Source organism: Caballeronia sp. ATUFL_M2_KS44 (assembly GCF_023630965.1).
GTDB lineage: Bacteria > Pseudomonadota > Gammaproteobacteria > Burkholderiales > Burkholderiaceae > Caballeronia > Caballeronia concitans.
This window is the reverse complement of the sequence record NZ_JALQEA010000014.1, coordinates 57,085-81,384: the sequence shown is the minus strand read 5'-3', so window position 1 is coordinate 81,384 and position 24,300 is coordinate 57,085. Positions and strand designations below refer to the sequence as shown.

The 24,300-nt window shown below is 64.3% G+C and carries 24 protein-coding genes; 14 read left to right on the top strand and 10 right to left on the bottom strand.

Annotated features, from left to right (window positions below):
• The first annotated feature begins 12 nt into the window (after positions 1–12).
• The 4 genes from NCR39_RS07495 (at position 13) to NCR39_RS07480 (ending at position 3,537) form a co-directional block, all read left to right on the top strand.
• Positions 13–474 (top strand): response regulator, encoded by a 462-nt coding sequence (locus NCR39_RS07495; protein ID WP_040048409.1) that lies wholly within the window; start codon positions 13–15, stop codon positions 472–474.
• Between the two features lie 35 nt (positions 475–509).
• Positions 510–2,447 (top strand): hybrid sensor histidine kinase/response regulator, encoded by a 1,938-nt coding sequence (locus NCR39_RS07490; RefSeq protein WP_250451634.1) that lies wholly within the window; start codon positions 510–512, stop codon positions 2,445–2,447.
• 109 nt (positions 2,448–2,556) lie between these two features.
• Entirely contained in the window at positions 2,557–3,024 is a 468-nt protein-coding gene (locus NCR39_RS07485) for a VOC family protein (protein WP_250451633.1), read from the top strand.
• A gap of 39 nt (positions 3,025–3,063) precedes the next feature.
• Positions 3,064–3,537, top strand: a complete 474-nt coding sequence (locus tag NCR39_RS07480) for a VOC family protein (protein WP_250451632.1) — start codon at positions 3,064–3,066, stop codon at positions 3,535–3,537.
• On the opposite strand, the gene NCR39_RS07475 is transcribed toward NCR39_RS07480, so the two are convergent.
• Complete coding sequence (locus NCR39_RS07475; RefSeq protein ID WP_250451631.1) at positions 3,538–4,353, bottom strand: ABC transporter permease; 816 nt, start codon at positions 4,351–4,353, stop codon at positions 3,538–3,540.
• Entirely contained in the window at positions 4,350–5,051 is a 702-nt protein-coding gene (locus tag NCR39_RS07470) for an ABC transporter ATP-binding protein (RefSeq protein ID WP_250451630.1), read from the bottom strand. The genes NCR39_RS07475 and NCR39_RS07470 overlap by 4 nt, the downstream gene beginning before the upstream one ends.
• Positions 5,052–5,165: 114 nt before the next feature.
• Here NCR39_RS07470 and NCR39_RS07465 point away from each other — a divergent pair, with 114 nt between their 5' ends.
• On the top strand, positions 5,166–7,547 hold the full coding sequence (locus tag NCR39_RS07465) for an AsmA family protein (protein WP_250451629.1): 2,382 nt from the start codon (positions 5,166–5,168) through the stop codon (positions 7,545–7,547).
• A 109-nt stretch (positions 7,548–7,656) separates the two neighbouring features.
• Here the strand turns inward: NCR39_RS07465 and NCR39_RS07460 are convergent, their stop codons facing one another.
• The 5 genes from NCR39_RS07460 to NCR39_RS07440 form a co-directional block, all read right to left on the bottom strand.
• Positions 7,657–7,902 (bottom strand): DUF2795 domain-containing protein, encoded by a 246-nt coding sequence (locus NCR39_RS07460; RefSeq protein WP_250451628.1) that lies wholly within the window; start codon positions 7,900–7,902, stop codon positions 7,657–7,659.
• A 48-nt stretch (positions 7,903–7,950) separates the two neighbouring features.
• Positions 7,951–8,217 carry a hypothetical protein gene (locus tag NCR39_RS07455; protein WP_250451627.1) on the bottom strand — a complete coding sequence of 89 codons (267 nt, stop codon included), beginning with the start codon at positions 8,215–8,217 and terminating at the stop codon, positions 7,951–7,953.
• Positions 8,218–8,452: 235 nt separating this feature from the next.
• Positions 8,453–10,189, bottom strand: coding sequence for a ClcB-like voltage-gated chloride channel protein (locus NCR39_RS07450; RefSeq protein WP_250451626.1), 1,737 nt, complete (start codon positions 10,187–10,189; stop codon positions 8,453–8,455).
• 164 nt (positions 10,190–10,353) lie between these two features.
• Positions 10,354–11,157 (bottom strand): aldo/keto reductase, encoded by an 804-nt coding sequence (locus NCR39_RS07445; RefSeq protein ID WP_250451625.1) that lies wholly within the window; start codon positions 11,155–11,157, stop codon positions 10,354–10,356.
• A 46-nt stretch (positions 11,158–11,203) separates the two neighbouring features.
• A complete protein-coding gene (locus NCR39_RS07440) occupies positions 11,204–11,941 on the bottom strand; it encodes a glutathione S-transferase (protein WP_250451624.1) in 738 nt (245 codons plus the stop codon).
• A gap of 246 nt (positions 11,942–12,187) precedes the next feature.
• Here NCR39_RS07440 and NCR39_RS07435 point away from each other — a divergent pair, with 246 nt between their 5' ends.
• The gene (locus NCR39_RS07435) at positions 12,188–13,426 is read left to right on the top strand and encodes a cystathionine gamma-synthase family protein (protein WP_250451623.1); all 1,239 of its coding nucleotides are present in this window, start codon (positions 12,188–12,190) and stop codon (positions 13,424–13,426) included.
• 111 nt (positions 13,427–13,537) lie between these two features.
• Here the strand turns inward: NCR39_RS07435 and NCR39_RS07430 are convergent, their stop codons facing one another.
• Positions 13,538–14,608, bottom strand: coding sequence for a YeiH family protein (locus NCR39_RS07430; RefSeq protein WP_250451622.1), 1,071 nt, complete (start codon positions 14,606–14,608; stop codon positions 13,538–13,540).
• A 116-nt stretch (positions 14,609–14,724) separates the two neighbouring features.
• Here NCR39_RS07430 and NCR39_RS07425 point away from each other — a divergent pair, with 116 nt between their 5' ends.
• The 8 genes from NCR39_RS07425 to NCR39_RS07390 all read left to right on the top strand — a co-directional run bounded on the left by NCR39_RS07425 (position 14,725) and on the right by NCR39_RS07390 (position 23,111).
• On the top strand, positions 14,725–15,615 hold the full coding sequence (locus tag NCR39_RS07425) for a LysR family transcriptional regulator (RefSeq protein WP_250451621.1): 891 nt from the start codon (positions 14,725–14,727) through the stop codon (positions 15,613–15,615).
• Positions 15,616–15,754: 139 nt separating this feature from the next.
• Complete coding sequence (locus NCR39_RS07420; RefSeq protein WP_250451652.1) at positions 15,755–16,513, top strand: sugar phosphate isomerase/epimerase family protein; 759 nt, start codon at positions 15,755–15,757, stop codon at positions 16,511–16,513.
• A gap of 56 nt (positions 16,514–16,569) precedes the next feature.
• Positions 16,570–17,568, top strand: a complete 999-nt coding sequence (locus NCR39_RS07415) for a sugar kinase (protein WP_250451620.1) — start codon at positions 16,570–16,572, stop codon at positions 17,566–17,568.
• Positions 17,569–17,655: 87 nt separating this feature from the next.
• Entirely contained in the window at positions 17,656–18,939 is a 1,284-nt protein-coding gene (locus tag NCR39_RS07410) for an MFS transporter (RefSeq protein WP_250451619.1), read from the top strand.
• Between the two features lie 774 nt (positions 18,940–19,713).
• A complete protein-coding gene (locus NCR39_RS07405; RefSeq protein ID WP_250451618.1) occupies positions 19,714–20,685 on the top strand; it encodes a 2-hydroxyacid dehydrogenase in 972 nt (323 codons plus the stop codon).
• A 111-nt stretch (positions 20,686–20,796) separates the two neighbouring features.
• Entirely contained in the window at positions 20,797–21,912 is a 1,116-nt protein-coding gene (locus NCR39_RS07400; RefSeq protein WP_250451651.1) for a LacI family DNA-binding transcriptional regulator, read from the top strand.
• A gap of 10 nt (positions 21,913–21,922) precedes the next feature.
• On the top strand, positions 21,923–22,732 hold the full coding sequence (locus NCR39_RS07395) for a YhfC family intramembrane metalloprotease (protein ID WP_250451617.1): 810 nt from the start codon (positions 21,923–21,925) through the stop codon (positions 22,730–22,732).
• A 13-nt stretch (positions 22,733–22,745) separates the two neighbouring features.
• Positions 22,746–23,111: a DUF3022 domain-containing protein gene (locus NCR39_RS07390; RefSeq protein ID WP_250451616.1), complete on the top strand. Its 366-nt coding sequence runs from the start codon at positions 22,746–22,748 to the stop codon at positions 23,109–23,111.
• A gap of 17 nt (positions 23,112–23,128) precedes the next feature.
• Here NCR39_RS07390 and NCR39_RS07385 read toward each other — a convergent pair whose 3' ends face one another.
• Entirely contained in the window at positions 23,129–23,557 is a 429-nt protein-coding gene (locus tag NCR39_RS07385; RefSeq protein WP_250451615.1) for a PGDYG domain-containing protein, read from the bottom strand.
• A gap of 112 nt (positions 23,558–23,669) precedes the next feature.
• Positions 23,670–24,203: a Spy/CpxP family protein refolding chaperone gene (locus NCR39_RS07380; protein ID WP_250451614.1), complete on the bottom strand. Its 534-nt coding sequence runs from the start codon at positions 24,201–24,203 to the stop codon at positions 23,670–23,672.
• Positions 24,204–24,300: the final 97 nt, after the last annotated feature.

The window sequence follows — 24,300 nt, the reverse complement described above, 5'->3', positions numbered from 1 at the left end:
CAACAACAGACCATGCTTAAACCCATATTGCTCGTCGAAGACAATCCGAACGACCTCGAGCTCACGCTCGTCGCGCTCGGCAAAAGCCAGCTCGCCAACGAAGTGATCGTCGCGCGCGACGGCCAGGAAGCCATCGACTATCTGACAAGCGAAGGCGAATGGAAGGAACGCACGCCCGGCAATCCGGCCGTCATCCTGCTCGACCTGAAGCTGCCGAAGATCGACGGCCTCGAAGTCCTCGACATGATCCGCTCGAACGCCACGCTGAAGAGCATTCCGGTCGTGATGCTGACTTCGTCGCGCGAAGAGCAGGACCTGATTCGCAGCTACGAACTCGGCGTCAACGCGTACGTGGTGAAGCCGGTGGAGTTCGCGGAATTCGTCGAGGCGATCAGCGACCTCGGCGTGTTCTGGGCCGTCCTCAACGAGCCGCCGCCGGGCTCGACGCGCTTTCGCCGTCCGGCGGGGCAATGAACGCGCGCCCGCCCGTCTGCGAGGCCGTCTAGATCATGCAGCCTCTTCAACTGCTCCTCGTCGAAGACAACGCGCTCGATGCGGAGCTGACCATCGCCCAGCTCGAACGCGCCGATTATGTCGTGGAGGCGTCGATCGTCTACGACTCCGCGAGTTTCATCGCCGAACTCGACGCGCGGCGTTTCGACGTGATCCTCGCCGATTTCGTGATGCCCACGTTCTCGGGCATCGAAGCGCTCGCCATCGCGAGCGAGCGCGCGCCGGACACGCCGTTCATCTTCGTGTCGGGGCTGCTCGGCGAAGAGCACGCCGTCGACATGCTCAAGCGCGGCGCGACGGACTACGTGCTCAAGCAGCGCCTGCAGCGGCTTCCCGCCGTCGTGCGCCGCGCGATGCGCGAGTCCGCGGAGCGCACGCAGCGCATCGCGGTGGAACGGACGCTGCGCGAAACGGAGACGCACTTTCGCCTGCTGATCGACGCGCTCAAGGATTACGCGGTCATCACGCTCGATCCGGAAGGGCGCATCCGCACGTGGAACGCGGCGTCGGAGCGCATTCTCGGCTTTCCGCCGCAAGACGTGCTCGGGCAGTCGGCGAGCATTTTCTATAGTCACGACGACCGCGAATCCGGCGTGTTCGACAACGAACTGGACACGGCGCGGCGCGAAGGCAGCGCGTCCGACGATCGCTGGCTCTGGCGCAAGGACGGCCATTCGTTCTTCGCGTCGGGCGTGACGACGGCCATCCGCACCGAGCAGAACGAACTGATCGGCTTCTCGAAGATCGTCCGCGACGCGACCGACGCCCACATGGCCGCCGACGCGCTGCGGCTCGCGAAGGATCAGGCCGAATCCGCGAATCGCGCGAAGGATCACTTTCTCGCGGTGCTGTCGCACGAATTGCGCACGCCGCTCACGCCGATTCTCGCCGCCGTGCGCCTGCTCGAAATGAAGCACTCGCTGCCGCGCGAGGCGAGTCCGACGCTCGAACTCATCCGCCGCAATGTCGAGCTGGAAGCGCGTCTGATCGACGACTTGCTCGATCTCACGAGCATCGCGCGGGGCAAGCTGAGCCTGAATTTCGCGAGCGTTGCGCTGGACACGCTGCTCACGAGCGCGCTCGACATGTCCGACGCCGACCTGCGCGCGAAGAATCTCACGCTCGAAACGAAGTTCGACGCGGCGCGCTTCATCGTTTCCGGCGATGCCGCGCGGCTGCAGCAGATCGCGTGGAACCTGATGCGCAACGCGGTGAAGTTCACGCCGGCGGGCGGGCGCATCGAGGTGCGGACGTGGAATCCGGACGACGCGACCATCGCCGTTTCGGTGACGGACAGCGGCATCGGCATCAGCGCCGAAGCGTTGCCGCGCATTTTTTCGGCGTTCGAACAGGCCGACGATTCCATCACCCGCTCGTTCGGCGGACTCGGCCTGGGACTCGCCATCGCGAGCACGCTCGCGCAGAAGCACGGCGGCACGCTTTCCGCCTACAGCGACGGCCGCGATCAGGGCGCGCGCTTCACGCTGACGCTGCCGCTCGCCCGCGTGCAGCCGACGCACGAGGCCGCGCCGCTTCCGCAGGCCGCGCGCGAGGAACACGGGCACGCGCTCAAGGTGCTGCTCGTGGAGGACAACGAGCAGACGTCGTCGGCAATGGCCGAAGTGCTCGACATGCTCGGCCACGAAGTCACGGTCGCGACGACCGTCGGCGAGGCGCTCGTGTGCGCGAAGAGCGGCCCGTTCGATCTGCTCGTCAGCGATATCGGCCTGCCCGACGGCAGCGGGCTCGACATCGCGCGCGCGTGGAGTGCGCTGCAGCCGGGGCGGCCGGCGGTCGCGATCACCGGATACGGCATGGACGAGGACATCCGCCGCTGCCGCGAGGCAGGCTTCCGCGATCATCTGACGAAGCCGGTCAACTTCGCGCGGCTCGAAGCGCTGATCCAGTCCCTCGCGGACGAGCTCGCGGGCTAGCGGCATGTGAAAAATTGCGCTCCGTGCGCGGAACGATGTCGATTGGCGGCATGCTTGCACGTCGTAGGTTTGACCCGTTCGTCCACCTTTGTCCCTGCACGGAGCCGACATGACCGCATCCACCGTCAAAGCCATTCCCGAAGACATGCATTCGCTGACCCCGCACATCGTGTGCGCGGGCGCGGCCGATGCCATCGAGTTCTATCAACGCGCGTTCGGCGCCATCGAGTTGGGGCGGCTGCCCGGTCCCGACGGCAAGCTCATGCACGCGATGGTGAAGATCGGCGATTCGGTGCTCATGCTCGTCGATGAAAATCCCGCCTTCGGCATGCTCGGCGCGACCGCGCTGAAGGGCTCGCCCGTCACGCTCCATCTATATGTCGAAGACGCCGACGCCACCATGAAGCAGGCCGAAGCCGCGGGCGCGCGCGTGATCATGCCCGTCGCCGAAATGTTCTGGGGCGACCGTTACGGGCGTCTGGAAGATCCGTTCGGACATCAATGGTCGGTCGCGACGCATGTGCGCGATGTCACGCCCGCCGAAATGCAGCAGGCCACGTGCGGCCAACGCGGCTGACGCGCGGGCATTCCAGCAAACGTCACGAAGGAGGAGCGCATGAACAAGATTTCGCCCTGTCTCTGGTTCGACGGCAACGCGCAGGAAGCCGTGGACTTCTATGTCGGCGTGTTCCCGAACGCGCGCATCACGCGGACGCTGCTGCATAACGAAGCGAGCCCCGGCCCGGTCGGCAGCCTGCTTGCCGTGGTGTTCGAACTCGACGGCGAGGAGTTCATGGCGCTCAACGGCGGCTCGGAGTTCAAGTTCACGCCGGCCATTTCCATGTTCATCAAATGCGACGATCAGGCCGAGATCGACCATTACTGGGACGCGCTGCTCGACGGCGGCCAGGCGATGGCGTGCGGCTGGCTCACCGACCGCTTCGGCGTGACGTGGCAGGTCGCGCCGCCGCGCCTGCTCGGGATGCTTCAGGACCCGGACCCGGCGAAGGCGAATCGCACGATGACGGCGATGCGGCAGATGATCAAGCTCGACATCGCGGCGCTGGAGCGGGCGTATCGCGGGGAATGATCAGAAGCGGCGCGTCTTGCGCTGCCGTTCGATCAGCTTCCCCACCATGAACCGGTGATCCGGCGAAAAGAGCCGCCGGTAAGTCAGCACGACCGCGCCGACCACGCCCAGCCCGGACGCCGCCGCGATCAGAAACATGATGACGATCTGATACCGCACCGCCTGCAACGGCGATTGCCCCGCGAGCACCTGGCCGGTCATCATCCCCGGCAGGCTCACGAGGCCGACGACGGCCATCTGATTGAGCGTCGGAATCATGCCCGCGCGCACCGCCTGGCGCGCGGGCCCTTGCGCCGCTTCCCAGCGCGTCGCGCCGAGCGCGAGCGACATTTCGACGGCTCCGCGTCCCGCCGTCAGTTCTTCCGTCATCCGTTCGATGCCGAGCGATACGCCCGTCAGCGTGTTGCCGAGGATCATGCCGAGAATCGGAATGGCGTATTGCGGCTCGTACCACGGATGAATGCGGATGACCGCGAACAGCCCGAACGCGCCGATGAGCCACGAGGCGCCCCAGATCGACACGAGGCTGTCCACGCGCTGGCCCGCGTAGGTGCGCCGCCCGCGATTCGACGCCGCCAAGCCGGCGATCACCGTCATCAGCGCCATCAGCGGCAGCACGACGAACCATCGGCTGAACGCGAAGACCCAGCCGAGCACGTAGCCGATCAGCAGCAGTTGCACGACCGTGCGCACCGCGGCAATCGCGAGACGCCGCTCGAGTCCGAGTTTCAGCGCGACGGACAGCGCGCCGTTCACGACGATCAACGCCGCCGCGAGGCCGATATCGAAGAGGCTCAGGTTCTGATAGCCGTTCATCGCGCGTCCTTCGGTTCGGCCAGCACGCCCGCCGTCATCGTGAGATGCCGCGCGGCCACGCGGTGCGCCTGCTCCGGATCGTGCGATACCCAGATGCTCGCGCGCGACAGGTTCCGGTCGCCGTCGTCGAACCAGGCGGCGACGAGCGCTTCGATCGCGCGCACGGAGGCCGGATCGAGCGATGCGGTCGGCTCGTCGAGCAGCAGCACGTCGGGCGCGAGTTGGAGCACGCGAACGAACGCGGCGATCTGCGCCTCGCCGCCCGACAGCTCGCTCGCGGGCTTGTCGAGAAAATCGGCGCCGCGCCCGGCGGCATGCGCGAGGCGCGCGGCGGCGTCGCGATCGAAGCGGGCATCGCGATACGCCTTCAGCGTGTACGGATAGTGCAGGTTGTCTTCGACAGTGCCGTCGAGCATGGCGGGCCTTTGCGCGATATACGCCACGCGCCGCCGATACGCCGGAATCCCCGCCCGCGCGATGCGTTCGCCGCGCCACGTCACGAAACCTTCGTCGCACGGATCGAGCAGCGCGAGGGTGCGCAGGAACACGCTCTTGCCCGATCCCGACGGCCCGGTGATCGAGACGCGCTCGCCCGCGCCGAGCGCGAAGTCGGTGCGATGTAGCAGCAAGGTGCCGCGCGCCGCGTCGAGGCGCACGACGCCATGGGCCGCGACGAGCGGCACGGACGCATTTGTCATTGTTTTTCGTGGGGAAATTTTGACTGCCGCCATCTTACGCGCGATGCGTTTCGGGAAAAGCGGGCATGGCTTGTGCTGGCGCACAGCTAATCAGCAAAAACGGATGGAGCCGATATGGCGCAAGCCCGAACCGCCGGGAAAATCGGGAAGATCGTTGCATGGATCTTCGCCATTCTCGCAATCCTGATCGCGGTGCTCGTGGTCATCTTTCTTACCTTCGACTGGAACCGTCTGCGTCCGTGGGTGGACGATAAAGTCACGCAGGCCATCGGCCGGCAGTTTCATATCACCGGCGACCTGAAGGTCGGCTGGCGTCGTCCGCCCAACGAAACGGGCTGGAAACGCTGGGTGCCGTGGCCGCGCTTTTCGGCTGAAAAAATCACCATCGCGAATCCCGATTGGGCGCGCCAGCAGCATTTCGCGACGCTCGACGAGATCGACTTCCAGGTGGCCGTGCTGCCGCTGCTCGCGCACGACATCGTGATTCCGGCGATCAATCTCGTGAATCCGTCCATCGATATCGAACGGCTCAAGGACAATCGCAACAACTGGACGTTCAAGTTCAAGCAGTCGACCGAGCCGTCGACGTGGAACCTGAAACTCGGCGACATCTCGCTCGCAAAAGGCACGATCAACGTGCACGACGAAGTGACGAACGCCGACATGAACGTCGTCGTCGATACGCTCGGGCAGGCCGTGCCGATCGGCGAAGTGATGAAGCAGCAGGAAGCGGCATCGGCGAAGTCGTCGGCGGAAATGGTCGGCAAGGGCGGCGCCGCGAAGCTCGAAAAGCAGGCGGATGTCGCGGCGGCTTCCGAAGCGTCGGCGGCATCGGCGGCGTCGGCGGCTGCGGCGGCGAACGCATCGGCGCCGAATCCGGCGAGCACGTCGGCGCAACAGAGCATCACCACGAAGAACGCGCCGAAGCCGCCCATTCCGCCGTATGCGTTCGGCTGGACCGCGAAGGGCACGTACAACGGCGGCAAGGTATCCGGCGAAGGCAAGCTCGGCGGGGTGCTCGCCGTGCAGGACGCGCAGCGCCCGTTCCCCGTTCAGGCCGATATCCGTCTCGGCGATACGCATATCGCGTTCGTCGGCACCGTGACCGATCCGGCGCATCTCGCGGCGCTCGATCTGCGGCTGTGGGTGCAGGCCGTCAGCATGGCGCATCTGTATCCGTTCACGGGCGTGACGCTGCCCGAAACGCCGCCGTTCGCGACCGAAGGCCGGCTGACCGGACAGTTCCGCGAAGAGGGCAACGTCTTTCATTACGAGAACTTCACCGGACGCGTGGGCGGCAGCGACATCAACGGCTCGCTCGTGTATGCGGGCAGGAAGCCGCGTCCGCTGCTGCAAGGCGAGCTGGTTTCGCATCTGCTGCAGTTCTCGGATCTCGCACCGATCATCGGCGCGGATTCGAACGCGAGCAAGGCCAAGCGCGGCGAGGAAAAGAAGCAGCCGTCCTCGAAGGCGCTGCCGACCGAGGAGTTCAAGACGGACCGCTGGAAGGCCATCGACGCCGACGTGAAGTTCACCGGCCAGCGGCTCATCAAGGACCCGAGCCTGCCGATCACCGATCTCTATACGCACGTGGTGATGAAGGATGGCGTGCTCTCGCTCGAACCGCTGAAGTTCGGCGTGGCAGGCGGCACGTTTGCATCCAATATTCACTTGGACGGCAGCAGCGCGCCGCTGAAGGGCAAGTTCTCGGCGGAAGCGCGTCATCTGAAGCTGAAGCAGCTTTTCCCGACCAACAAGACGATGCAGTCCGCGCTCGGCGAAATCAACGGCGACGCGGCGCTCTCCGCGACGGGCAATTCACCGGCCAAGCTCGCGGCGACATCGAATGGCGAAGTGAAGGCGCTCGTCACGGAAGGGACCGTGAGCCGCTTGTACATGGAAGCGGCGGGTCTGAACGTAGCGAACGTGATCTATGAAAAGCTCTTCGGCAAGCGCGATGTGAACATCAATTGCGCGGCGGCGGACTTCGTCGTGACGGACGGCGTGCTGGATTCGCGTGTCTTCGCCCTCGATACGGACGACGCGGTCATCAACGTCGACGGCACCATCAATCTGAAGAGCGAGGACATGGATCTCGGCATTCATCCGCATACGAAGGGCTTTCGCGTGTTCTCGCTGCGCTCGCCGCTTTACGTGAAGGGCACGTTCAAGGACCCGCACGTCGGCGTGAGTCCGGTTCTGGCGCTGCGTGGCGCGGCGGCGGTCGGGCTCGGTCTCATCAATCCGTTCGCCGCGCTGATTCCGCTCATCGCGCCGAGCAACAACAAGCCGCTGCCCTGCAACCAGATGCTCGCCGACATGCGCAAGGCGCCGACCGCGCCGCCCGCAGGCATGAAGGAGAAGGCGAAGGCCGCGCCGGCGTATATGTCGTCGGATGCGGCGGCAGGCGGTGCGGCTGCCGGCGCGAGCAAGAAGCCGGCGCAGAAGCCGGCCGCGCCGATCGGGGCGAGCGCGGCGCAGTATCGCGGAAGTTGAGGAATTCGAGGGGAGGGCGGGCGCGCGGCATATGTCCGTGCGCCCGTGTCTATCGAAGAGAAATAAGAAAAACGCGCTATGTGGATAGCGCGTTCAGAAGATCAGCGGGTCAAACAGAAATTCCCGGTCCGCCGTTGCTGCCGAGCATCTGCTCGACCGCATCGGCGTCGCGATAGTCCTGCTCGGGCAAACCATCGAACACGGTGATGACATCGTTGCTGACGCCGGCTTCGCGCGCTGCGTCCACGAGCGCATCCTTGTTCGCGGGATACGTCACGCTGCGCAATACCTGCGCGATTTCGTCGTCGATCGGCTCGTCGTTCAATCCGTGTTGCTGGGATGGCTTGTCGGTCATCGTGGCGTCCTGTTGATGTTATTGGAATCCGGAAGCTGCGAGTGAGGATCAGGTCTGCACTTGAATCGTCTGACTCGCCATGCCGTGGCTCGGCGCGCGCGATTTCGGCAGCGGCACGTGACGCCAGCGGGCGTGATCGAGACTCTGCGCCGAGATATCTGGCGCGGGCGGGGCGACCGGCCCGGCGTTCAGGCGCAACGCGGCGCGCGTGGCGGATGCAACGGCCGCCGATCCATCCGACGAACTCGTATGCAGCGGCGCGGCATAGCACGACACCGAAACCAGAGCCATCGACAACAACGTTGAGGTCTTCATCGGGTAACCCCTCCTCACCTAAGCAGCGAGTAGCATCAAGCAAAGGCTATGCCGATGCCGCACTCGCATGCCTTGCGCGCGTCGGCCCTCAGGGCGCCGCCGCGTACGGGCGCGACGAGCGGGCGTCGCGCGAACATACTTCGAGTAATGCGTGAACTCGCGAACAAGCCGGTGACTTCGCGCGCCTGTTCGCGCGCGCCGGAAATGCGCCACGAAATTGCACGGCCGCGCAGTTTCAGCGCGGCGTCGGGTTCAAGCGGAAGTATGCGTCGAGAAGCGAGGTCTTGTACACGACGCCGAGCAGAAGCGGTTCGCTCTTGCGCTCGATCACCGGCAGCCGTTCGCCCTGGAACGCGAGGAAGTGCTGCAACGCTTCGCCGAGCGACATGTCGGGCGTGAGCACGTCGAATTGCGGCTGTAGATAATCGGCGGCGGTTTTCGTGGCGGTATCGTGTTCGTCGAGCAGATCGGACGTGATGTCCTTCAGCGCGACCACGCCGCGAAAGTGCTCGGCTTCATCGACCACATAGAGATACTTCACCGGATATTCGAGGAACACGCGCGTCATGTCCTTCACGTTCGCGGTGAGCGGCACGACGGTATCGGCGGGCTTCACGAGTTCGCGCATTTGCGTGGCGGCCAGGCGCAGGCGCTCCTTTTCCTCGCGCGTGCGCCGCAGCGTGACTTCGTACATCGACGTCTGCTCGGACGTGCGCGCGATGAAATATGCCACCACGCAGGAGAGCATGAGCGGCAGCACGACCTGATACGACAGCGTCATCTCGAAGATCATGAGAATCGCCATGAGCGGCGCGTGCGTCGCGGCGGCGAGGAAGGCGCCCATGCCGACCATCGCGTAGGCGAACGGGGCCGACGTCGCGTGCGGCCAGATCGTGTGAACGGCGATGCCGTACAGACAGCCGAGCACCGCGCCGACGAAGAGCGTCGGCGTGAATATGCCGCCCACCGCGCCGGAGCCGGCCGTCGCGGCCGTCGCGATGATCTTGAAGGCGAGCACGGTCAGGAGCGCCGTCCATGTCCACGGCTGATGCAACAGCGAGTTCACCACTTCGTAACCGTTGCCCCAGACTTCGGGCCACCAGATCGAAATGATGCCGACGATCAAACCGCCCAGCGCGAGCCGAATCGGCAAGGGCAGCGGCAGCAGCGAGAAGCGCTTCTTCGATGCCGCCAGAAGCCGCAAGAAGTGCGGCGCGAGCGTTCCGCACAAGAGGCCGAGCACGACGAAGAGCAGCACTTCGACGCCCGCGATGGTCGGAAACACCGGCATTTCGTACGGCGGCTTATAGCCGGCGAATTCGCGCATCGTGATGTTCGCGACGACCGACGACACCACGATCGGCCCGAAGCTCTCCATCGCCATGGAGCCGAGCACGATCTCGGTGACGAAGAACGCGCCCGCGATCGGCGCGTTGTACGCCGACGTGATCCCCGCCGCCGCGCCGCACGCGACGAGCAGGCGCAGGCGCGGCGGATCGAAGTGGACCCAGCGCCCGATGAGCGACGACGCGAGCGCGGCGAGCTGCACCATCGACCCTTCGCGGCCGATGGAACCGCCGCTCGTGATGGTGAAAAGCGACGACAGGCTGCGCCAGAGGCTTTGCTGCACGGGCACGGCGCCGTCGCCGATGGTCACCGCTTCCATGTAGTCGGTGTTGCCGTTTTTCTTCGTGTGCCGCCGCGCGACGATCAGGCACAAGCCGGCGATGAGGCCGCCCGCTGCCGGAAGCACGACGCGCGCGGGCCACGGCAGGCTGCTCGCCAGCGCGACGAGTCCCTCGGAACGATTGCCGAGCAGCAGTTGTGTCCACGCGATGCCTTCGCGGAACACGATCGTCGCCAGCGCGCCCGCCACGCCGACGACCACGGCCCAGATGAGCATGGTGTGCGAATCGGACAGGCGAAGAAACTGTTCGGCGCGCGTTCGCAGCTTGAGCAGAAATGAGAGCACGGGTTGTTTAGCTGAAAACGTGGATAGCTAAGAAGCAAACGGAATAAGAGCGCCGAAAGGATAGCATTGCGCGGCGGGCGCATCGCCGCTTCTTGTGCAGAAAAAAGCCCGGCTCGCGTGAACGAGCCGGGCTTTGGCGTGACGGCGGGCGGCGTCGCGCGGCGTCACCACTTCGGCGCGAACGATGGATTCGCGTTGCGCTTGCCTTCGTCGAGCGCGTCGATTCGGGCGATGTCGTCGGTATCGAGCTTGAGCTTTTGCGCGTCCCAGTTGATCTGCTGATGCTCCGCATTCGTCGATGCCGACAGCACCACGATGGCCCGCGACAAAAGCCACGCGAACGTCACCTGCGCGGGCGTCGCGCCGTGCTTCTCGGCGATGGCCTCGATCGTCGGATCGTTATGCGCGCGGCCTTCGCCGAGCGGCATGTACGCAGTCACCTTGACGCCGAGCCGCTGCGTCGCTTCCACGAGCGCGCGGTTCGCGAGGAACGGGCTGACTTCGATCTGATTGGTCACGATCTCGCGGCCGCCCGGCGCGTTCAGCGCCTCTTCGAGCAGCGGCGCCGTGAAGTTCGACACGCCGTAATGGCGGATCAGCCCGCGCTTCTGCGCTTCCTGCATCGCGGCGAGCGTCTCGGCGATGGGTACCGCGCTGTCCGGCGACGGCCAGTGCACGAGCGCGAGATCGATGGTGCCGATGTCGAGTTGCGCATGGCTGTCTTCGAGGCTCGCGATCAGCTTGTCGCGCTCGAGCCGCTCCCACCAGACCTTCGTCGTCACCCAGACGTCTTCGCGCGGGATGCCCGAGTCGCGCACGCCCTGACCGACGGCGGCTTCGTTCTTGTAGAACTGCGCGGTATCGATGTGACGATAGCCGATCTGCAGCGCGCTCTTGACGGCGTGCACGGTTTTCTCGGCATCGACGCGAAACGTGCCGAGACCGAAGGAAGGAATCGTTTCGACCATGGTGGCTCCTGTTATGAACGAGTGGGCATCGACCGGAACGCGCGCATTACTTCGCGTTCTGATCGAGTTCGGGATAGTGGCGGAAGATGCCGGATTCGTTGAATGGAATGCGCCGTTCGGAATCCACATACGCCGCGATGTTCGGCCGCGCGAGGACGGCATCGTGCAGCGCGGCCACGCGCGGATAATGCTTCGAGAGCGTCTTCATCGCGCGAGGGAATGCATAATGCAATCCTTCGACGAGCTGGAACATCGACAGATCGACGTAAGTGACCGCGTCGCCGACCATCTGTTTGTCGCCATGCGGATTCTGTTTCAGCACCCGCTCGAAATAGCCGAAGAATTTCGGCACGCGTTGCTCGATGAAGCTCTTTGCGCGAATCTTCGCGGCGTCCTTTTGGTCTTCAAAATACAAATCGGTGGCGAGCGGGTGATGCGTGTCGTGAACTTCGGTCACGAAATCGGCAATCGTCAGTTGCAGTCCATGCGCGACGTATCGCAAGCCTTCGTCCTTCGGCGCGAGTTTCAGTTTCGGACCGAGATAAAGCAGGATGTTCGCGACATGCGGCACGATGAGTTCGCCGTCTTTCAGGAACGGCGGCGCAAACGGGATATGCGCCTCGGTCTTGCTGTTCAGCACCTTCATCATCGCGTCCATGCCGTAGCCGCTTTTCTTCGGTTCGCGTGCGACATCGATGTATTCCGCGCCCGCATCTTCCAGCGCGAGCCGCACGAATTCGCCGCGGCCTTGCAGACCGTCCCAATAAAAGAGTTCGTAAGCCATGCGTGAGGTCCTCGTCAGTCGTGCCGCAAGCGGCGATCGTTGCTTATTGAAGCACGATCCGAAGCGTGATCGCTTGGGCGAAAGCAGTAGCGCGAGCAACGGCTATTCCCGTTCCTGAACATCACGCGCAACGGTCCGGCCTTCAAAAAGCCCCGGTGTAGAATGGTTTTTTGCATGTTGCATGCCGCCGGTTGCATGCAGCATGCCGAATGCAAAAGCACATATCGACATAGAAGCGGAGAAGGGATGGACAAGCAAGGCTTCACCACGGGCATCGTTCACGGCGACAGAAACACGGGTGTCGAGCACGGCGGCCTGCGCCAGCCGATCCATACATCGGTTCAATATGGCTTCGAGCGCGTGGAAGACCTCATCGGCGTGTTCCAGGGCACGAAGAAAGGCGGTTTCAATTACGCGCGCCAGGGCACGCCGACCACCGCCGCGCTGGAACGCAAGATCACGAGTCTCGAAGAAGGCGTCGGCTCCATCTGCTTCAGCACCGGCATGGCCGCGATCACGGCCGTGTTCCTGACGCTCTTGCGCGCGGGCGATCATCTCGTCGCAAGCCGTTACGTTTTCGGCAACACCAACAGCCTGTTCGGCACGCTGCGCACGCTGGGCGTGGAAGTGACGACCGTCGATGCCGGCTCGCGCCAGAACGTCGCCGATGCCATCAAGCCGAACACGCGCATGGTCTTCGTCGAAACGATAGCGAACCCGGGCACGCAGATTCCGGACCTCGAAGGCATCGGCGAGTTGTGCCGCGAGCGTGGGCTGGCTTATGTCGTCGACAACACGATCACGTCGCCCGCGTTGTTCCGCCCGAAAGACGTGGGCGCGAGCCTCGTCATCAATTCGCTGACGAAGACCATCGCCGGTCATGGCGCGGCGCTCGGCGGTGCGGTGACGGACACGGGGCGCTTCGACTGGAGCCGGTATCCGAACATCGCCGACGACTATCGGCGCTCCGCATCGAAGGAACAGGGGCTGCTGCAAATCCGCAAGAAGGGGCTGCGCGACATGGGCGCGGCGTTGTCGTCGGAGCAGGCGCATCAGATCGCGCTGGGCGCGGAGACGCTGGCGTTGCGCGTCGGCAAGTGCAGTGACAACGCGCTGGCGCTCGCGCGTTTTCTTGAGCGGCACGATGCGATCGGCAACGTGTTCTATCCGGGGCTCGAGAGTCATCCGCAGCATGGCATCGCGAAGTCGCTGTTCAAGAGCGGTTCGTGGCTGCTGTCGTTCGAGTTGCGCAATCCCCAGAGAATGGTCGATGTCATCAACGCGATGAAGCTGCCCGTCAAGGCAACGGGCCTGGGCGACACGCGCACGCTCATCATCCCCGTCGCGCCGACGATCTTCTTCGAAGCCGGCGCGGACACGCGCAAGGCGATGGGCATTTCGGACGGCATGATCCGGCTGTCGGCGGGCATCGAGGAAATCGACGACCTCATCGGCGATTTCGAGCAGGCGCTGCGGCTCGCTTGATTGGTTCTTTGAATGCTGCATGCTGCATGCAATCGACAGTAGGCAAAACGCAAAAGGCCGCCTTCATCTGAAGGCGGCCTTTTGCATTATTGATGCAGCTCGATTCAGCGATCAGCCGAACAGGCGCGCGACGCCGATCGTGATCGCGAGTCCGCCGCCGATGAGCCATGCATACAAAATCGCGCCGGTTGCAATCGCACGCGGACCTGCTTCGCGAATCTGCGCGATGCGCGTTTCCATGCCGAGGGCGGTCATCGCCATCGTGAGCGCGAAGGTGTCGAGCGTGTTGAGCGTGCTGGTCGCGGTATCGGGCAGGATGTGCAGCGAATTCACGACGACCAGCGCCAGAAAACCGAGCGCGAACCATGGCAACGCGAGCTTGCCCTTGCCGGCCTGAGACGCTTCGTCCTTCGCGCTACGCGACCGGCTGACCCAGAATCCGACGACGAGCAGCACCGGCACGAGCAACATCACGCGCGTCATCTTGACGATGGTCGCAATGTGCGTCGCTTCCGGACTCACGTTGCTCGCCGCGCCGACCACTTGCGCGACTTCGTGGATCGTGCCGCCGAAGAAAAGGCCCGCGCCGAGCGTGTCGAGATGCAGCCAGCCGGCGTGCATCGCAATCGGGTAGAGGAACATGGAAAGCGTGCCGAACAGCACGACGCTGCCGACGGCCATCGCGCTCTTGTGCGGCTTGGATTGCAGCGTCGATTCGAACGCGAGCACGGCGGCCGCGCCGCAAATCGCGCTGCCGGCGGCGGTGAGGAGCGCGGTATCGCGGTCGAGCTTCATCAGCTTCATGCCGGCCCACGTACCGATTGCGAGCGTGCTCACCACGACGAGCACCGACACGGTGATGCCCGCGAGCCCTACATGCGCGATCTCCTGAAGACTCACGCGCAGCCCGAAGAACGCAACCGCGATGCGCAGCAGCTTGCGCGCCGAGAAGTTGACGCCTGCGGCCCAGCTTTGCGGCATGCCGTCCTTGAGGGCGTTGCCGTAGATGGCGCCGGCGAGAATGCCGACGATGAGCGGGCTGATCCCGAGTCCGGCGATGGCGGGCAGCGCCGAAAGCCGCGTGACGGCGGCCGCGAACAGCGCCACGAAGAGAATGCCGTTGAGCTGGCCGCGCGTGGCGGAATGCGAAGCGGCCGAGGCGGGCGATTGAACCGTGGACATGGTGAGCGTCCTTGCATACGAAGTTGATCCAGTGGCCATATCCTAGTCTCGATATATGCATATGAGAAATCGTGATTTAGAATGCAAAATATCGACTTACCTGATATTTTGAATGCATGACCCCTGAACAGCTGATAACTTTCGCGACCGTCGCGGAGCACGGCAACATCAGCCGTGCGGCGGTCGCGTTGCATCTTTCGCAGCCGGCGGTGTCCGGTCAACTTCGGTTGTTGCAGGATGAATTCGGCGAGCCGCTGTATCAGCGCGACGGTCGCGGCATCCGCCTCACGCCCGCAGGCGAACAACTGCGCATCTACGCCGAACGCCTGCGCGAAACGTTTCGGGACGCTCATGCACTGCGCGATGCGATGCGCGGCCTCGAACGCGGCACCTTGCGCGTGGGCGCGAGCACGACGCCCGCGAGCTATCTGCTGCCGTACCTGATCGCGGCATTCCACAAGCAATACCCCGACGTCGCGGTGACGACCATCGACGGCAATACGACCGAGATCGTCGCGGCGCTCGGTTCGCTCGATATCGCGATCATCGAAGGGCCGGCGGGTCTGGAACTGCCGCCCACGGCGGGCGTGACGGCGTGGCGCGAGGACGAGATCGTGGCCATCGTGCCGAGCGGGCATCCGCTGGCCGATGGCCGCGACGCCGCGACGCTCGCCGAGGTGAGCGAGCATCCGCTCGTGTTGCGCGAGCGCGGGTCGGGCGTGCGGCAGATCGTCGAGCGTGCGTTTGCCGAGGCCGGCGCTGAGATGCGCGTCGGGCTGGAAATCGCCGGCGTCGAGGGCGTGAAGGAAGCCGTGCGGGCGGGAATGGGCGTGGGTTTCGTATCGGCGATGTCGATTCGTCACGAGTCCAACGTGCTGCGCCGTCTTCATATCGCTCCGGCGCCGCTGACGCGCCGGTTCTCGATCCTCGTGCCGCATGCAGCCGCGCCGTCGCGGGCGGCGTCGAGATTTCTCGAACTTTGCGAGCAGTCCGATCCGATCGGCTAGGGAATTCCACTATGGCGCCGCGTCGAGCGTCGAGCGCACTATTCGTCCTCAGACAAGGCGCTCCGGCGTCTTTTTTCTAACAAGCAAATGGAACCGGTTCCAGACGAAACGAGGGAGCGCGGTGGAAAGCACGAAAAGCATGGAAGTGGTGATCGTCGCGAGCGCATTCGGCGTCGATGCGATCCGTCGTGACGGCCACGCGTTCTGGGCGGAGAAGGCCGCGCTCGCGGGCGCGGACGGCTTCGAAGTCCGCCGTGAACTGTTCGCCGACGACGCCGACATGCAACCCGATGCGTTGGCGCTTCTCGGTGAACGCATCCGTGCGGCGGGGCTCTGGTCCGTGCATTCGACGCCCGCGACGCTCTTTCGCGCGGACGGAACGCTGGATCGCGACGCGCTCACGCTTGCCATCGACGAAGCGCATGCGCTCGGCGCGCGCATCGTCAAGCTGCAGTTGGGCGGCATGGAAGGCAGCGTCGCCACCGATGCCGCGACCATCGATTGCATGATGAATGCAATTGCCGGCTCGCGTGCGGAGGTCGTCGTCGAGAACGGACAGATGAAAGCGGGCGGCCTGCCGGGCGCGTTCGAAACGCTGTTCGCCGCACTGCCGACCGCAAGCGGCCTCGCCATGACGTTCGATACGGGCAACTGGCGCTGGGCGGATGTCGATCCGCTCGACGCCGCAGAGCGGCTCGCGCCGCACGTCGCGTATGTCCACTGCAAGGCGACGCAAGGCGAGGGCGCGCGCCGCTTCGCCGTCGCGCCCGCGCACGACGACGCATCGTTCGCCGCGCTCCTCGCGCGCCTGCCGTCGAACGTGCCGCGCGCAATCGAATACCCGTTTCGCGACGAAGCCGACGCCGCCGTTCAAGTCACGCGCATCGCTGCATTTTGAATTCAGCATGCAATCGCCGCGCACAAGACATTACGCATAGAACACAAGGATCCGACATGCAAGCACAGCACGCAGCCCTCGATGTGGTCACCTACGGCGAAGCGATGGCGATGTTCGTCGCTGCCGCGACCGGCGATCTCGCGACGGTCGGCCAGTTCACGAAGCGCATCGCCGGCGCGGACCTGAACGTGGCGATCGGCCTGTCGCGGCTCGGCTTCAAGGTGGGCTGGATGAGCCGCGTCGGCAACGATTCGTTCGGGCGCTACGTGCTCGACGTGCTCGCCGCCGAGGGCATCGACGCGCGTTGCGTGACCGTCGACGAGCGTTATCCGACGGGCTTCCAGCTCAAAGGCAAGTGCGACGACGGCAGCGATCCTTCCGTCGAATACTTCCGCAAGGGGTCGGCGGCGAGTCACTTGTCGCTCGACGACTTTGCCGCCGACTACGTGCTCGGCGCGCGTCATCTGCATCTGACGGGCGTGGCGCCCGCGATCTCCGCGACATCGCGCGAACTTGCTTTTCATATGGCCCGCGAAATGCGGGCCGCGGGCAAGACGATCTCGTTCGATCCGAACCTGCGCCCGACGCTGTGGCCTTCGCGCGAAGCGATGGCCGACGCGTTGAATGCGCTTGCCGCGCTCGCCGACTGGGTTTTGCCGGGCGTGAGCGAGGGCCTGACGCTCACCGGTTACGCGAAGCCCGAGGACATCGCGGCGTTCTATCTCGATCGCGGCGCGAAAGGCGTGGTCGTGAAGCTCGGCGCGCACGGCGCGTACTTCCGCACCGCCGATGACGCAGAGGGCATCGTGCCGGCCGTGCCGGTGTCGAATGTCGTCGATACGGTCGGTGCGGGCGACGGCTTCGCGGTCGGCGTCGTCAGCGCGCTGCTCGAAGGGCGCGACGTGCGCGATGCGATTGCACGCGGCAACCGCATCGGCGCATTGGCGATTCAGGTGATCGGCGATAGCGAAGGCTTGCCGACGCGCGCCGCGCTCGATGCACTCGAAGCACAGCATTCCAACGACAAGACGGCCCGAGCCGCAGTCATCGCCTGATCGTCGGGCAAAGCAGAGCCAAAGCAGAGCCGGACCGTCACCAAGGCCGTCTCGACAGACTCAACCGACTCACGTTCGGAGACAACCATGCAATCTTCCTCGACACCCACGCTCGCCGTGCGCCGCTGGTGGGCGATCATGCCGATCGTTTTCATCACGTACAGCCTTGCCTATCTCGACCGCGCGAACTATGGCTTCGCGGCGGCTGCGGGCATCAATCAGGATCTTGGCATCAGCAAGGGCTTGTCGTCGTTGATTGGCGCGCTGTTTTTCCTCGGGTATTTCTTCTTTCAGATTCCCGGCGCGATCTATGCCGAGCGGCGCAGCGTGAAGAAGCTGGTGTTCTGGAGTCTCGTGCTCTGGGGCGGCTGTGCGGCGGCGACGGGCATGGTGAGCAACATTCCATCGCTGATGGTGATTCGCTTCGTGCTGGGCGTCGTCGAGGCCGCGGTGATGCCTGCGATGCTCGTGTTCATCGCGAACTGGTTCACGAAGGCCGAGCGTTCGCGCGCGAACACGTTCCTCATTCTCGGCAATCCGGTGACGGTGCTGTGGATGTCGGTGGTATCGGGTTATCTCGTGAACTCGTTCGGCTGGCGTCACATGTTCATCGCGGAGGGTTTGCCGGCCGTGGTGTGGGCGGTGATCTGGTGGTTCATCGTGAAGGACAAGCCCGCGCAGGTGAGCTGGCTTTCGGATCAGGAGAAGCGCGATCTCGATGCGACGTTGCGCGCGGAGCAGGCCGCCATCAAGCCGGTGAAGAACTATGGTGAAGCGTTCAAGTCGCCGGCGGTCATCAAGCTGTGCGCGCAGTATTTCTGCTGGAGCATTGGCGTGTATGGATTCGTGCTTTGGTTGCCGTCGATCTTGAAGAGCGGTTCGACGCTCGGCATGGTCGAGACGGGCTGGCTTTCGGCGGTGCCGTATCTGGCGGCCACCATTGCGATGCTGCTGGCTTCGTGGGCTTCCGACAAGCTTCAGGCGCGCAAGGTTTTCGTGTGGCCGTTTTTGCTTATTGGCGCGATTGCGTTTGCGGGTTCTTATCTGCTTGGATCGAGCAACTTCTGGGCTTCTTATGCGTTGCTCGTGATTGCGGGCGCGGCGATGTATGCACCGTACGGGCCGTTCTTCGCGATCGTGCCAGAGTTGCTGCCGAAGAACGTCGCGGGCGGAGCGATGGCGCTCATCAATAGCATGGGAGCGTTGGGATCGTTCGTGGGATCGTACGTTGTGGGTTATCTCAATGGGGCGACCGGGTCGCCGGCGGCCTCCTATGTCTTTATGAGCGCTGCGCTGCTCGGGGCTGTTTGGCTTACTTTGGCTGTTAAGCCTCAAGGCCTTGTTAGTACTGGTGCGGTTGCACGGTCTTAGGGCGGTTGCTTTGTCGTTGAGTTTGTTTTCGCGTCGGTCTATTAGCTCGCCCCTCCCCGGGGCGGGGGTCACTTTCTTTGCTGCTGCAAAGAAAGTAACCAAAGAAAGCAGCTTCAAACCGCCCGAAGCATGCCCAGTGAGCCCACGCTTGACTCCTGCAGCGGCACTCGCCTAAGTGTCGCCCTCACAAACCACACCGGACTTGGTGCGAATAGCCACCGTGTCATCGCACCCTCAAACTCACTGGCACAGCACCAAATAGCTCCGGCCCGCTACGCGGCCGATAGGTTCGTCGAATCACTGAGTGAGTCGGTGCTTGTAGCGCTTTCACTGCATTGGGGAGTGAGTTTTTTAACTGCTTGCTCTTGCTCTTGCTCTTGCCCCTGATTTCGCTTTCGTTTTTTGTTTGTTGTGTACTGGGCGGCAGCGCGGAGCGCTGTGCCGGGTGGATGAGCTGCTTACCACTAAGTATGAGGGTGCGATGTGTCAGTGGCTATTCGCACCAACTCGGTGATGGCCTATGAGGGCGACACTTAGGCGGGGCCGGGGTGGGTGTCAAGAATGGTGACCTGATTGAGTTCAGTGGGCCTAATGAAAGCTGCTTTCTTTGGTTACTTTCTTTGCAGCAGCAAAGAAAGTGACCCCCGCCCCGGGGAGGGGCGAGCTAATAGACCGACACGATTACAGCCATCCCGAAAGGGCATATCATCAGCAACCAAGCAAAGCAAAAAACAAACTTCCCGCCCGAGCAAGGGCAAAAAAACCCGACCATCTATGAACCGCAAAAAAATCGTAGCCTATAAACCTTTACCGTCCGACGTAGAAGCCTACTTGCGCGACCACGCCGAAGTGGTGACCGTCGACCCGAAGGACAAAGCCGCGTTCATAGCGGCGCTAAAAGACGCCGACGGTGCGATAGGCGCAAGCGTAAAGATCTCGCCGGATATGATCGAAGGCGCAACGCGCCTCAAAGCGTTATCGACCGTCTCGGTAGGCTTCGACCAATTCGACGTCGACGATCTCACGCGCCGCGGCATCATACTCACGCACACGCCCGATGTGCTCACTGAATCCACCGCCGATACCGTATTCGCGCTCATCCTCGCCAGCGCGCGACGCGTCGTCGAACTCGCCGAATGGGTCAAGGAAGGCCACTGGAAAGCCAGCATCGGTGAAGCGTGCTTCGGCGTCGACGTGCAAGGCAAAACGCTCGGCATCGTGGGGCTCGGGCGCATCGGCGGGGCAGTCGCGCGGCGCGCAGCGCTCGGCTTTCGCATGAACGTGCTCTACACGAATCGCCATGCCAACGAACAAGCCGAACGCGACTATGGCGCGAGGCGCGTCTCGCTCGATGAACTGCTCGCGCAATCCGACTTCGTCTGCCTGCAAGTGCCGCTCACGCCCGAAACGCGCGGTCTCATCGGCGCGAACGAACTGAAGAAGATGAAGCGAAGCGCGATTCTCATCAACGCATCGCGCGGACCGACCGTCGATGAACCCGCGCTCATCGATGCGCTCAGGAACGGCACCATCCGCGCCGCCGGCCTCGATGTCTTCGAAAAGGAACCGCTCGCCGCGGATTCTCCGCTGCTCGCCATGAAGAACGTGGTCGCCTTGCCGCACATCGGTTCGGCCACCCATGAGACGCGTCACGCAATGAACCGCAACGCCGCCGAAAACCTGATCGGCGCGCTCGACGGCACGCTCACGCAGAACATCGTCAATCGCGAAGTGCTCGGGCGCTGACATCGACGAGACCGCTCTTCGCATGCGCTAACATGCGAAGAGCGTGCGCACGCCATCCGCAGGGGATGGCTTCGCCGCTCCACCCGCAGGAGGCAGGCCGCAATGACGAACATGTCCGACGATCCCGACCACCCCAACCAGCAGGCGCGTCTGCCGCGCGCCTTCGACGGCCGCCGCGCCACCATCACCGATGTCGCCCGCGAAGCCGGCACCGGCAAGACCAGCATTTCGCGTTATCTCAACGGCGAAACCGGCGTGCTGTCGCGGGATCTGCGCGCACGCATCGAAGCGGCCATCGAGAAGCTCGACTATCGCCCGAACCAGATGGCGCGCGGCCTCAAACGCGGCCGCAATCGGCTGATCGGCATGCTGCTCGCCGACCTCACGAATCCCTATTCCGTCGAAGTGCTGCAAGGCGTCGAAGCCGCGTGCCACGCGCTCGGCTACATGCCGCTCATCTGTCATGCCGCCAACGAAATCGACATGGAGCGGCGCTATCTGCAACTGCTGACGACGTATCGCGTGGAAGGCGTGATCGTCAACGCGCTCGGCGTGAAAGAAGAACTGCTGCAAGGCTTCACGCAAGGCGGCATTCCCGTCGTGCTGGTGGACCGCACGGTCGAAGGCATCGTGACCGATATGGTCGGGCTCGACAATCCCGCCGCCGTCGCGCAGGCCACGCGTCATCTCGTCGAACAAGGCTTCGACGAACTGCTTTTCATCGTGCAGCCGGTGACGCATGTCAGTTCGCGGCGTCTGCGCGAAGCCGCGTTTCGTGAGACCATCGCGTCGCTCGGCGCAAGCGGCTCGACGCTCGTCGTCGATCTCGCCAATGCCGCCTCCGCGCTCGGCGAACTCGATGCGCGTGTCGATGCGGCGCACGCGGCGGGCAAGCGCGTCGCGCTCTTCGCGGCGAACGGGCCGGTGGCGTTGCGCGTCGCCGTGCATCTGAAGGAGCGCTACGGCGCGGACTGGCAGGCGAGCGTGGCGCTGCTCGCCATCGACGATTCCGAATGGGCCGAGCTTGCCGGCATGACAGCGGTGCGTCAGCCGACTTACGAAATCGGCCGGCGCGCGGTCGAGTTTCTGCACGAGCGTCTCGGCGGAGCGGCGATGCCGGCGCGCGAGTGCCTCTTGCCCGGCGAACTCGTCGTGCGCGCTTCGACGCAGCGCGCGACAGGCGATAGCCAGCCGCAAGCGACGCACGAAACATCGCAAGGAAAGTGAAGGAAGTGGAATGATCAGTCTCCCGACGCTCGCGAGCCTCGCGCTCGTGACGCTCATCGTCGCGGCCATGCCGGTCGTGCTGTATCGGCGCATGCGTGGCCGCTTCGCCCTCGTGCCGCGCGAGGCGATTCTCGGCATCGCCGTGTTCGCGCTCTTCGCGATGGTCATCGAGCGCGCGCTGCACGGCTTCATGCTCGGCAATCCGGTGACGTCGGCGTGGCTCGCGAATCCCGTTGCGTTCGTCGTGTATGGCGCGCTGGCCGCGGGCGTGTGCGAGGAAGTCGGGCGCTTCATCGGCATGAAATGGCTGATCAAGCGCGAGCCTGCGGCGCTGGAGAGAAAGGGGCCGGCGCTCGGATACGGCATCGGGCACGGCGGGGCGGAAGCGTGGATCGTCGGCGTGCTCGTTCAGGCGCAATGGATCGTCTATGCGGTGCTCGCGAACAACGGCACGCTCGATTCGCATTTCGAAAGCGCACCGCTCGATGCCATCGCGCGCATTCACATGATCCTGCTCGGCCTGTCGCCGGTGTCGGCGGGCATCTTTCTCATCGAGCGCGTGAGTGCGTTCGTGTTCCAGCTCGGTTTCTCGGCGCTGATGTGGCAAATGCTGCGCGAGCGTTCGCGTCATGCGCTCGGCGTGCTGATCGCGGCGCACGCGCTCGTCGGCTTGCCGGCCGCGCTGTTTCAGGCGCGCCTCATTCCGCTCATCGCCGCCGATGCGGTCTATCTCGTGCTGGGCGTGATCGTCGCGGCGGCGCTGGTGCGGTACTATCGCCGCGCCGCGGACGTTCTGCCGATCGACGCGCGCCAACCCTGAACGACCGACATCCATGGACGACTACCAATACGACTGTCCGAGCGCGGACATCGACATGCTCGCGCACGTCATCAGCGATCTTTTTCCGGACCAGACGCAGTTCGCCGAACGGATCGACGACACGGGCCGCACGTCGCTGACGATTCACTACGTCGCGATGCGCTTCGGTTCGACGGCGCGCCGCATCGCCATCGACGTGCGCTTCGATCCCGCCGCGCTTGCGCGTTATCGCGCGATGCCGCCGCGCATGCACGCGCGCAGTTATGCGGTGCTGCGCGCGTATGTGGAAGCGACGCTCGGCTCGCTCGAAGAGATGCACGCGAACGGCGAGACGGTGCCGCGCGAAATGGAGATCGAGATGGGCGAGGACTTCGCGTGATGCGTGACGCTTGAGGCTCACGCGTCGCGATAGACCTTCGCGAATCGCGCCGCCTTGACGACGCCGTAGTCGCCCGGCGCGTACTGCATGACCCAGTCGCCGGCGTCGCCGGTGAGCACGTCGCCGGACGCGGAACGCGCGATGGAGAACGCTTCGTTCATTTCTTTCGCCAGCACGACGCTCGGCCGGTTGCGATACATCCCCGGCCCGCCATGCGCGATGCCGCCTTCGGGCAGATACTTCGCGTCGAACCGGTCGCGCGAGACGACCCAGCGCTCGCCCGATGCGCCCGTGACGATGGCGTCGCCGGGTGCATATCGGTTCGGCCCTTCGAGGCTCATCAGTTCGCCGGCGACGGCCGCGAATTCGACGTTCACCACTTCGCTCTTGACGACGCGGCGCGCGCCGGGATCGGAAGCGAGATCGGGTTGCGAGAGCTTGAGCATGGGATGGACCGATGTGGATGAAGGAGCGCGATGCTAGCGGCAATCGCTGCAAAGTGCAAAAAGCCCGCATCGGTCGATGCGGGCCTGTGGTGCGTCACGCCGATGACAGCGCTTACGGCTTTGTCGTCGATGCCGCGTCCGCGCCCGATGCGCGCGGCTGGCGATGCGCGCGTTCGCGCCGTCCATGATTGCGGCCTTCCTGACGGAAGCTCGTGTCGGCGAGCTTCTTCTGCTCCGGCGAAAGGCTCGCGTACAGCGGCTCGAACGCATCGACGAGACGCTTCGTGCCGTCCGCGTTCGCTTGCGTGATCTGCTGATACTGCTTCATGTCGTCGAGCGCCGACATCGTGTCGCGTTGCGCGATGCGCTGGCGATACAGATCGGCCATCGCGCGCGCGTTTTCGCGCATGGCGTCGGCGAACGGCGCCCATTGCGCTTCCTGCGCCGACGTGATCTTCAGGCTCGAGTGCAGTTGAGCGATGCGCTCTTCCACGCGCGCTTCGCGCTTCGAAGCGCCCGGCGCGGACGCAGCCGATACCGCCGGCGCAGCGTTTTGCGCGCCGGATGCAGCGGTGGGCGCGGAGGTTTGCGCGAAGGCCGCGCTGACGGCGCATGACGCCACGATTGCGACGAGTGTTTTCTTCATTCGGGGAATCCTTCGATCGATTCAAAAAGGAGGCGAGCCACGCCTTGCTGACAATGCGCTGACAGCAAAGACCAGCAAAGACGGGCGTTGACGCCGT

Bases quoted from the DNA above. Each gene is read 5' to 3' on its own strand.
- NCR39_RS07495 (WP_040048409.1), top strand. From the start codon at position 13: ATGCTTAAACCCATATTGCTCGTCGAAGACAATCCGAACGACCTCGAG.
- NCR39_RS07490 (WP_250451634.1), top strand. From the start codon at position 510: ATGCAGCCTCTTCAACTGCTCCTCGTCGAAGACAACGCGCTCGATGCG.
- NCR39_RS07485 (WP_250451633.1), top strand. From the start codon at position 2,557: ATGACCGCATCCACCGTCAAAGCCATTCCCGAAGACATGCATTCGCTG.
- NCR39_RS07480 (WP_250451632.1), top strand. From the start codon at position 3,064: ATGAACAAGATTTCGCCCTGTCTCTGGTTCGACGGCAACGCGCAGGAA.
- NCR39_RS07475 (WP_250451631.1), bottom strand. From the start codon at position 4,353: ATGAACGGCTATCAGAACCTGAGCCTCTTCGATATCGGCCTCGCGGCG.
- NCR39_RS07470 (WP_250451630.1), bottom strand. From the start codon at position 5,051: ATGACAAATGCGTCCGTGCCGCTCGTCGCGGCCCATGGCGTCGTGCGC.
- NCR39_RS07465 (WP_250451629.1), top strand. From the start codon at position 5,166: ATGGCGCAAGCCCGAACCGCCGGGAAAATCGGGAAGATCGTTGCATGG.
- NCR39_RS07460 (WP_250451628.1), bottom strand. From the start codon at position 7,902: ATGACCGACAAGCCATCCCAGCAACACGGATTGAACGACGAGCCGATC.
- NCR39_RS07455 (WP_250451627.1), bottom strand. From the start codon at position 8,217: ATGAAGACCTCAACGTTGTTGTCGATGGCTCTGGTTTCGGTGTCGTGC.
- NCR39_RS07445 (WP_250451625.1), bottom strand. From the start codon at position 11,157: ATGGTCGAAACGATTCCTTCCTTCGGTCTCGGCACGTTTCGCGTCGAT.
- NCR39_RS07440 (WP_250451624.1), bottom strand. From the start codon at position 11,941: ATGGCTTACGAACTCTTTTATTGGGACGGTCTGCAAGGCCGCGGCGAA.
- NCR39_RS07435 (WP_250451623.1), top strand. From the start codon at position 12,188: ATGGACAAGCAAGGCTTCACCACGGGCATCGTTCACGGCGACAGAAAC.
- NCR39_RS07430 (WP_250451622.1), bottom strand. From the start codon at position 14,608: ATGTCCACGGTTCAATCGCCCGCCTCGGCCGCTTCGCATTCCGCCACG.
- NCR39_RS07425 (WP_250451621.1), top strand. From the start codon at position 14,725: ATGACCCCTGAACAGCTGATAACTTTCGCGACCGTCGCGGAGCACGGC.
- NCR39_RS07420 (WP_250451652.1), top strand. From the start codon at position 15,755: ATGGAAGTGGTGATCGTCGCGAGCGCATTCGGCGTCGATGCGATCCGT.
- NCR39_RS07415 (WP_250451620.1), top strand. From the start codon at position 16,570: ATGCAAGCACAGCACGCAGCCCTCGATGTGGTCACCTACGGCGAAGCG.
- NCR39_RS07410 (WP_250451619.1), top strand. From the start codon at position 17,656: ATGCAATCTTCCTCGACACCCACGCTCGCCGTGCGCCGCTGGTGGGCG.
- NCR39_RS07405 (WP_250451618.1), top strand. From the start codon at position 19,714: ATGAACCGCAAAAAAATCGTAGCCTATAAACCTTTACCGTCCGACGTA.
- NCR39_RS07400 (WP_250451651.1), top strand. From the start codon at position 20,797: ATGTCCGACGATCCCGACCACCCCAACCAGCAGGCGCGTCTGCCGCGC.
- NCR39_RS07395 (WP_250451617.1), top strand. From the start codon at position 21,923: ATGATCAGTCTCCCGACGCTCGCGAGCCTCGCGCTCGTGACGCTCATC.
- NCR39_RS07390 (WP_250451616.1), top strand. From the start codon at position 22,746: ATGGACGACTACCAATACGACTGTCCGAGCGCGGACATCGACATGCTC.
- NCR39_RS07385 (WP_250451615.1), bottom strand. From the start codon at position 23,557: ATGCTCAAGCTCTCGCAACCCGATCTCGCTTCCGATCCCGGCGCGCGC.
- NCR39_RS07380 (WP_250451614.1), bottom strand. From the start codon at position 24,203: ATGAAGAAAACACTCGTCGCAATCGTGGCGTCATGCGCCGTCAGCGCG.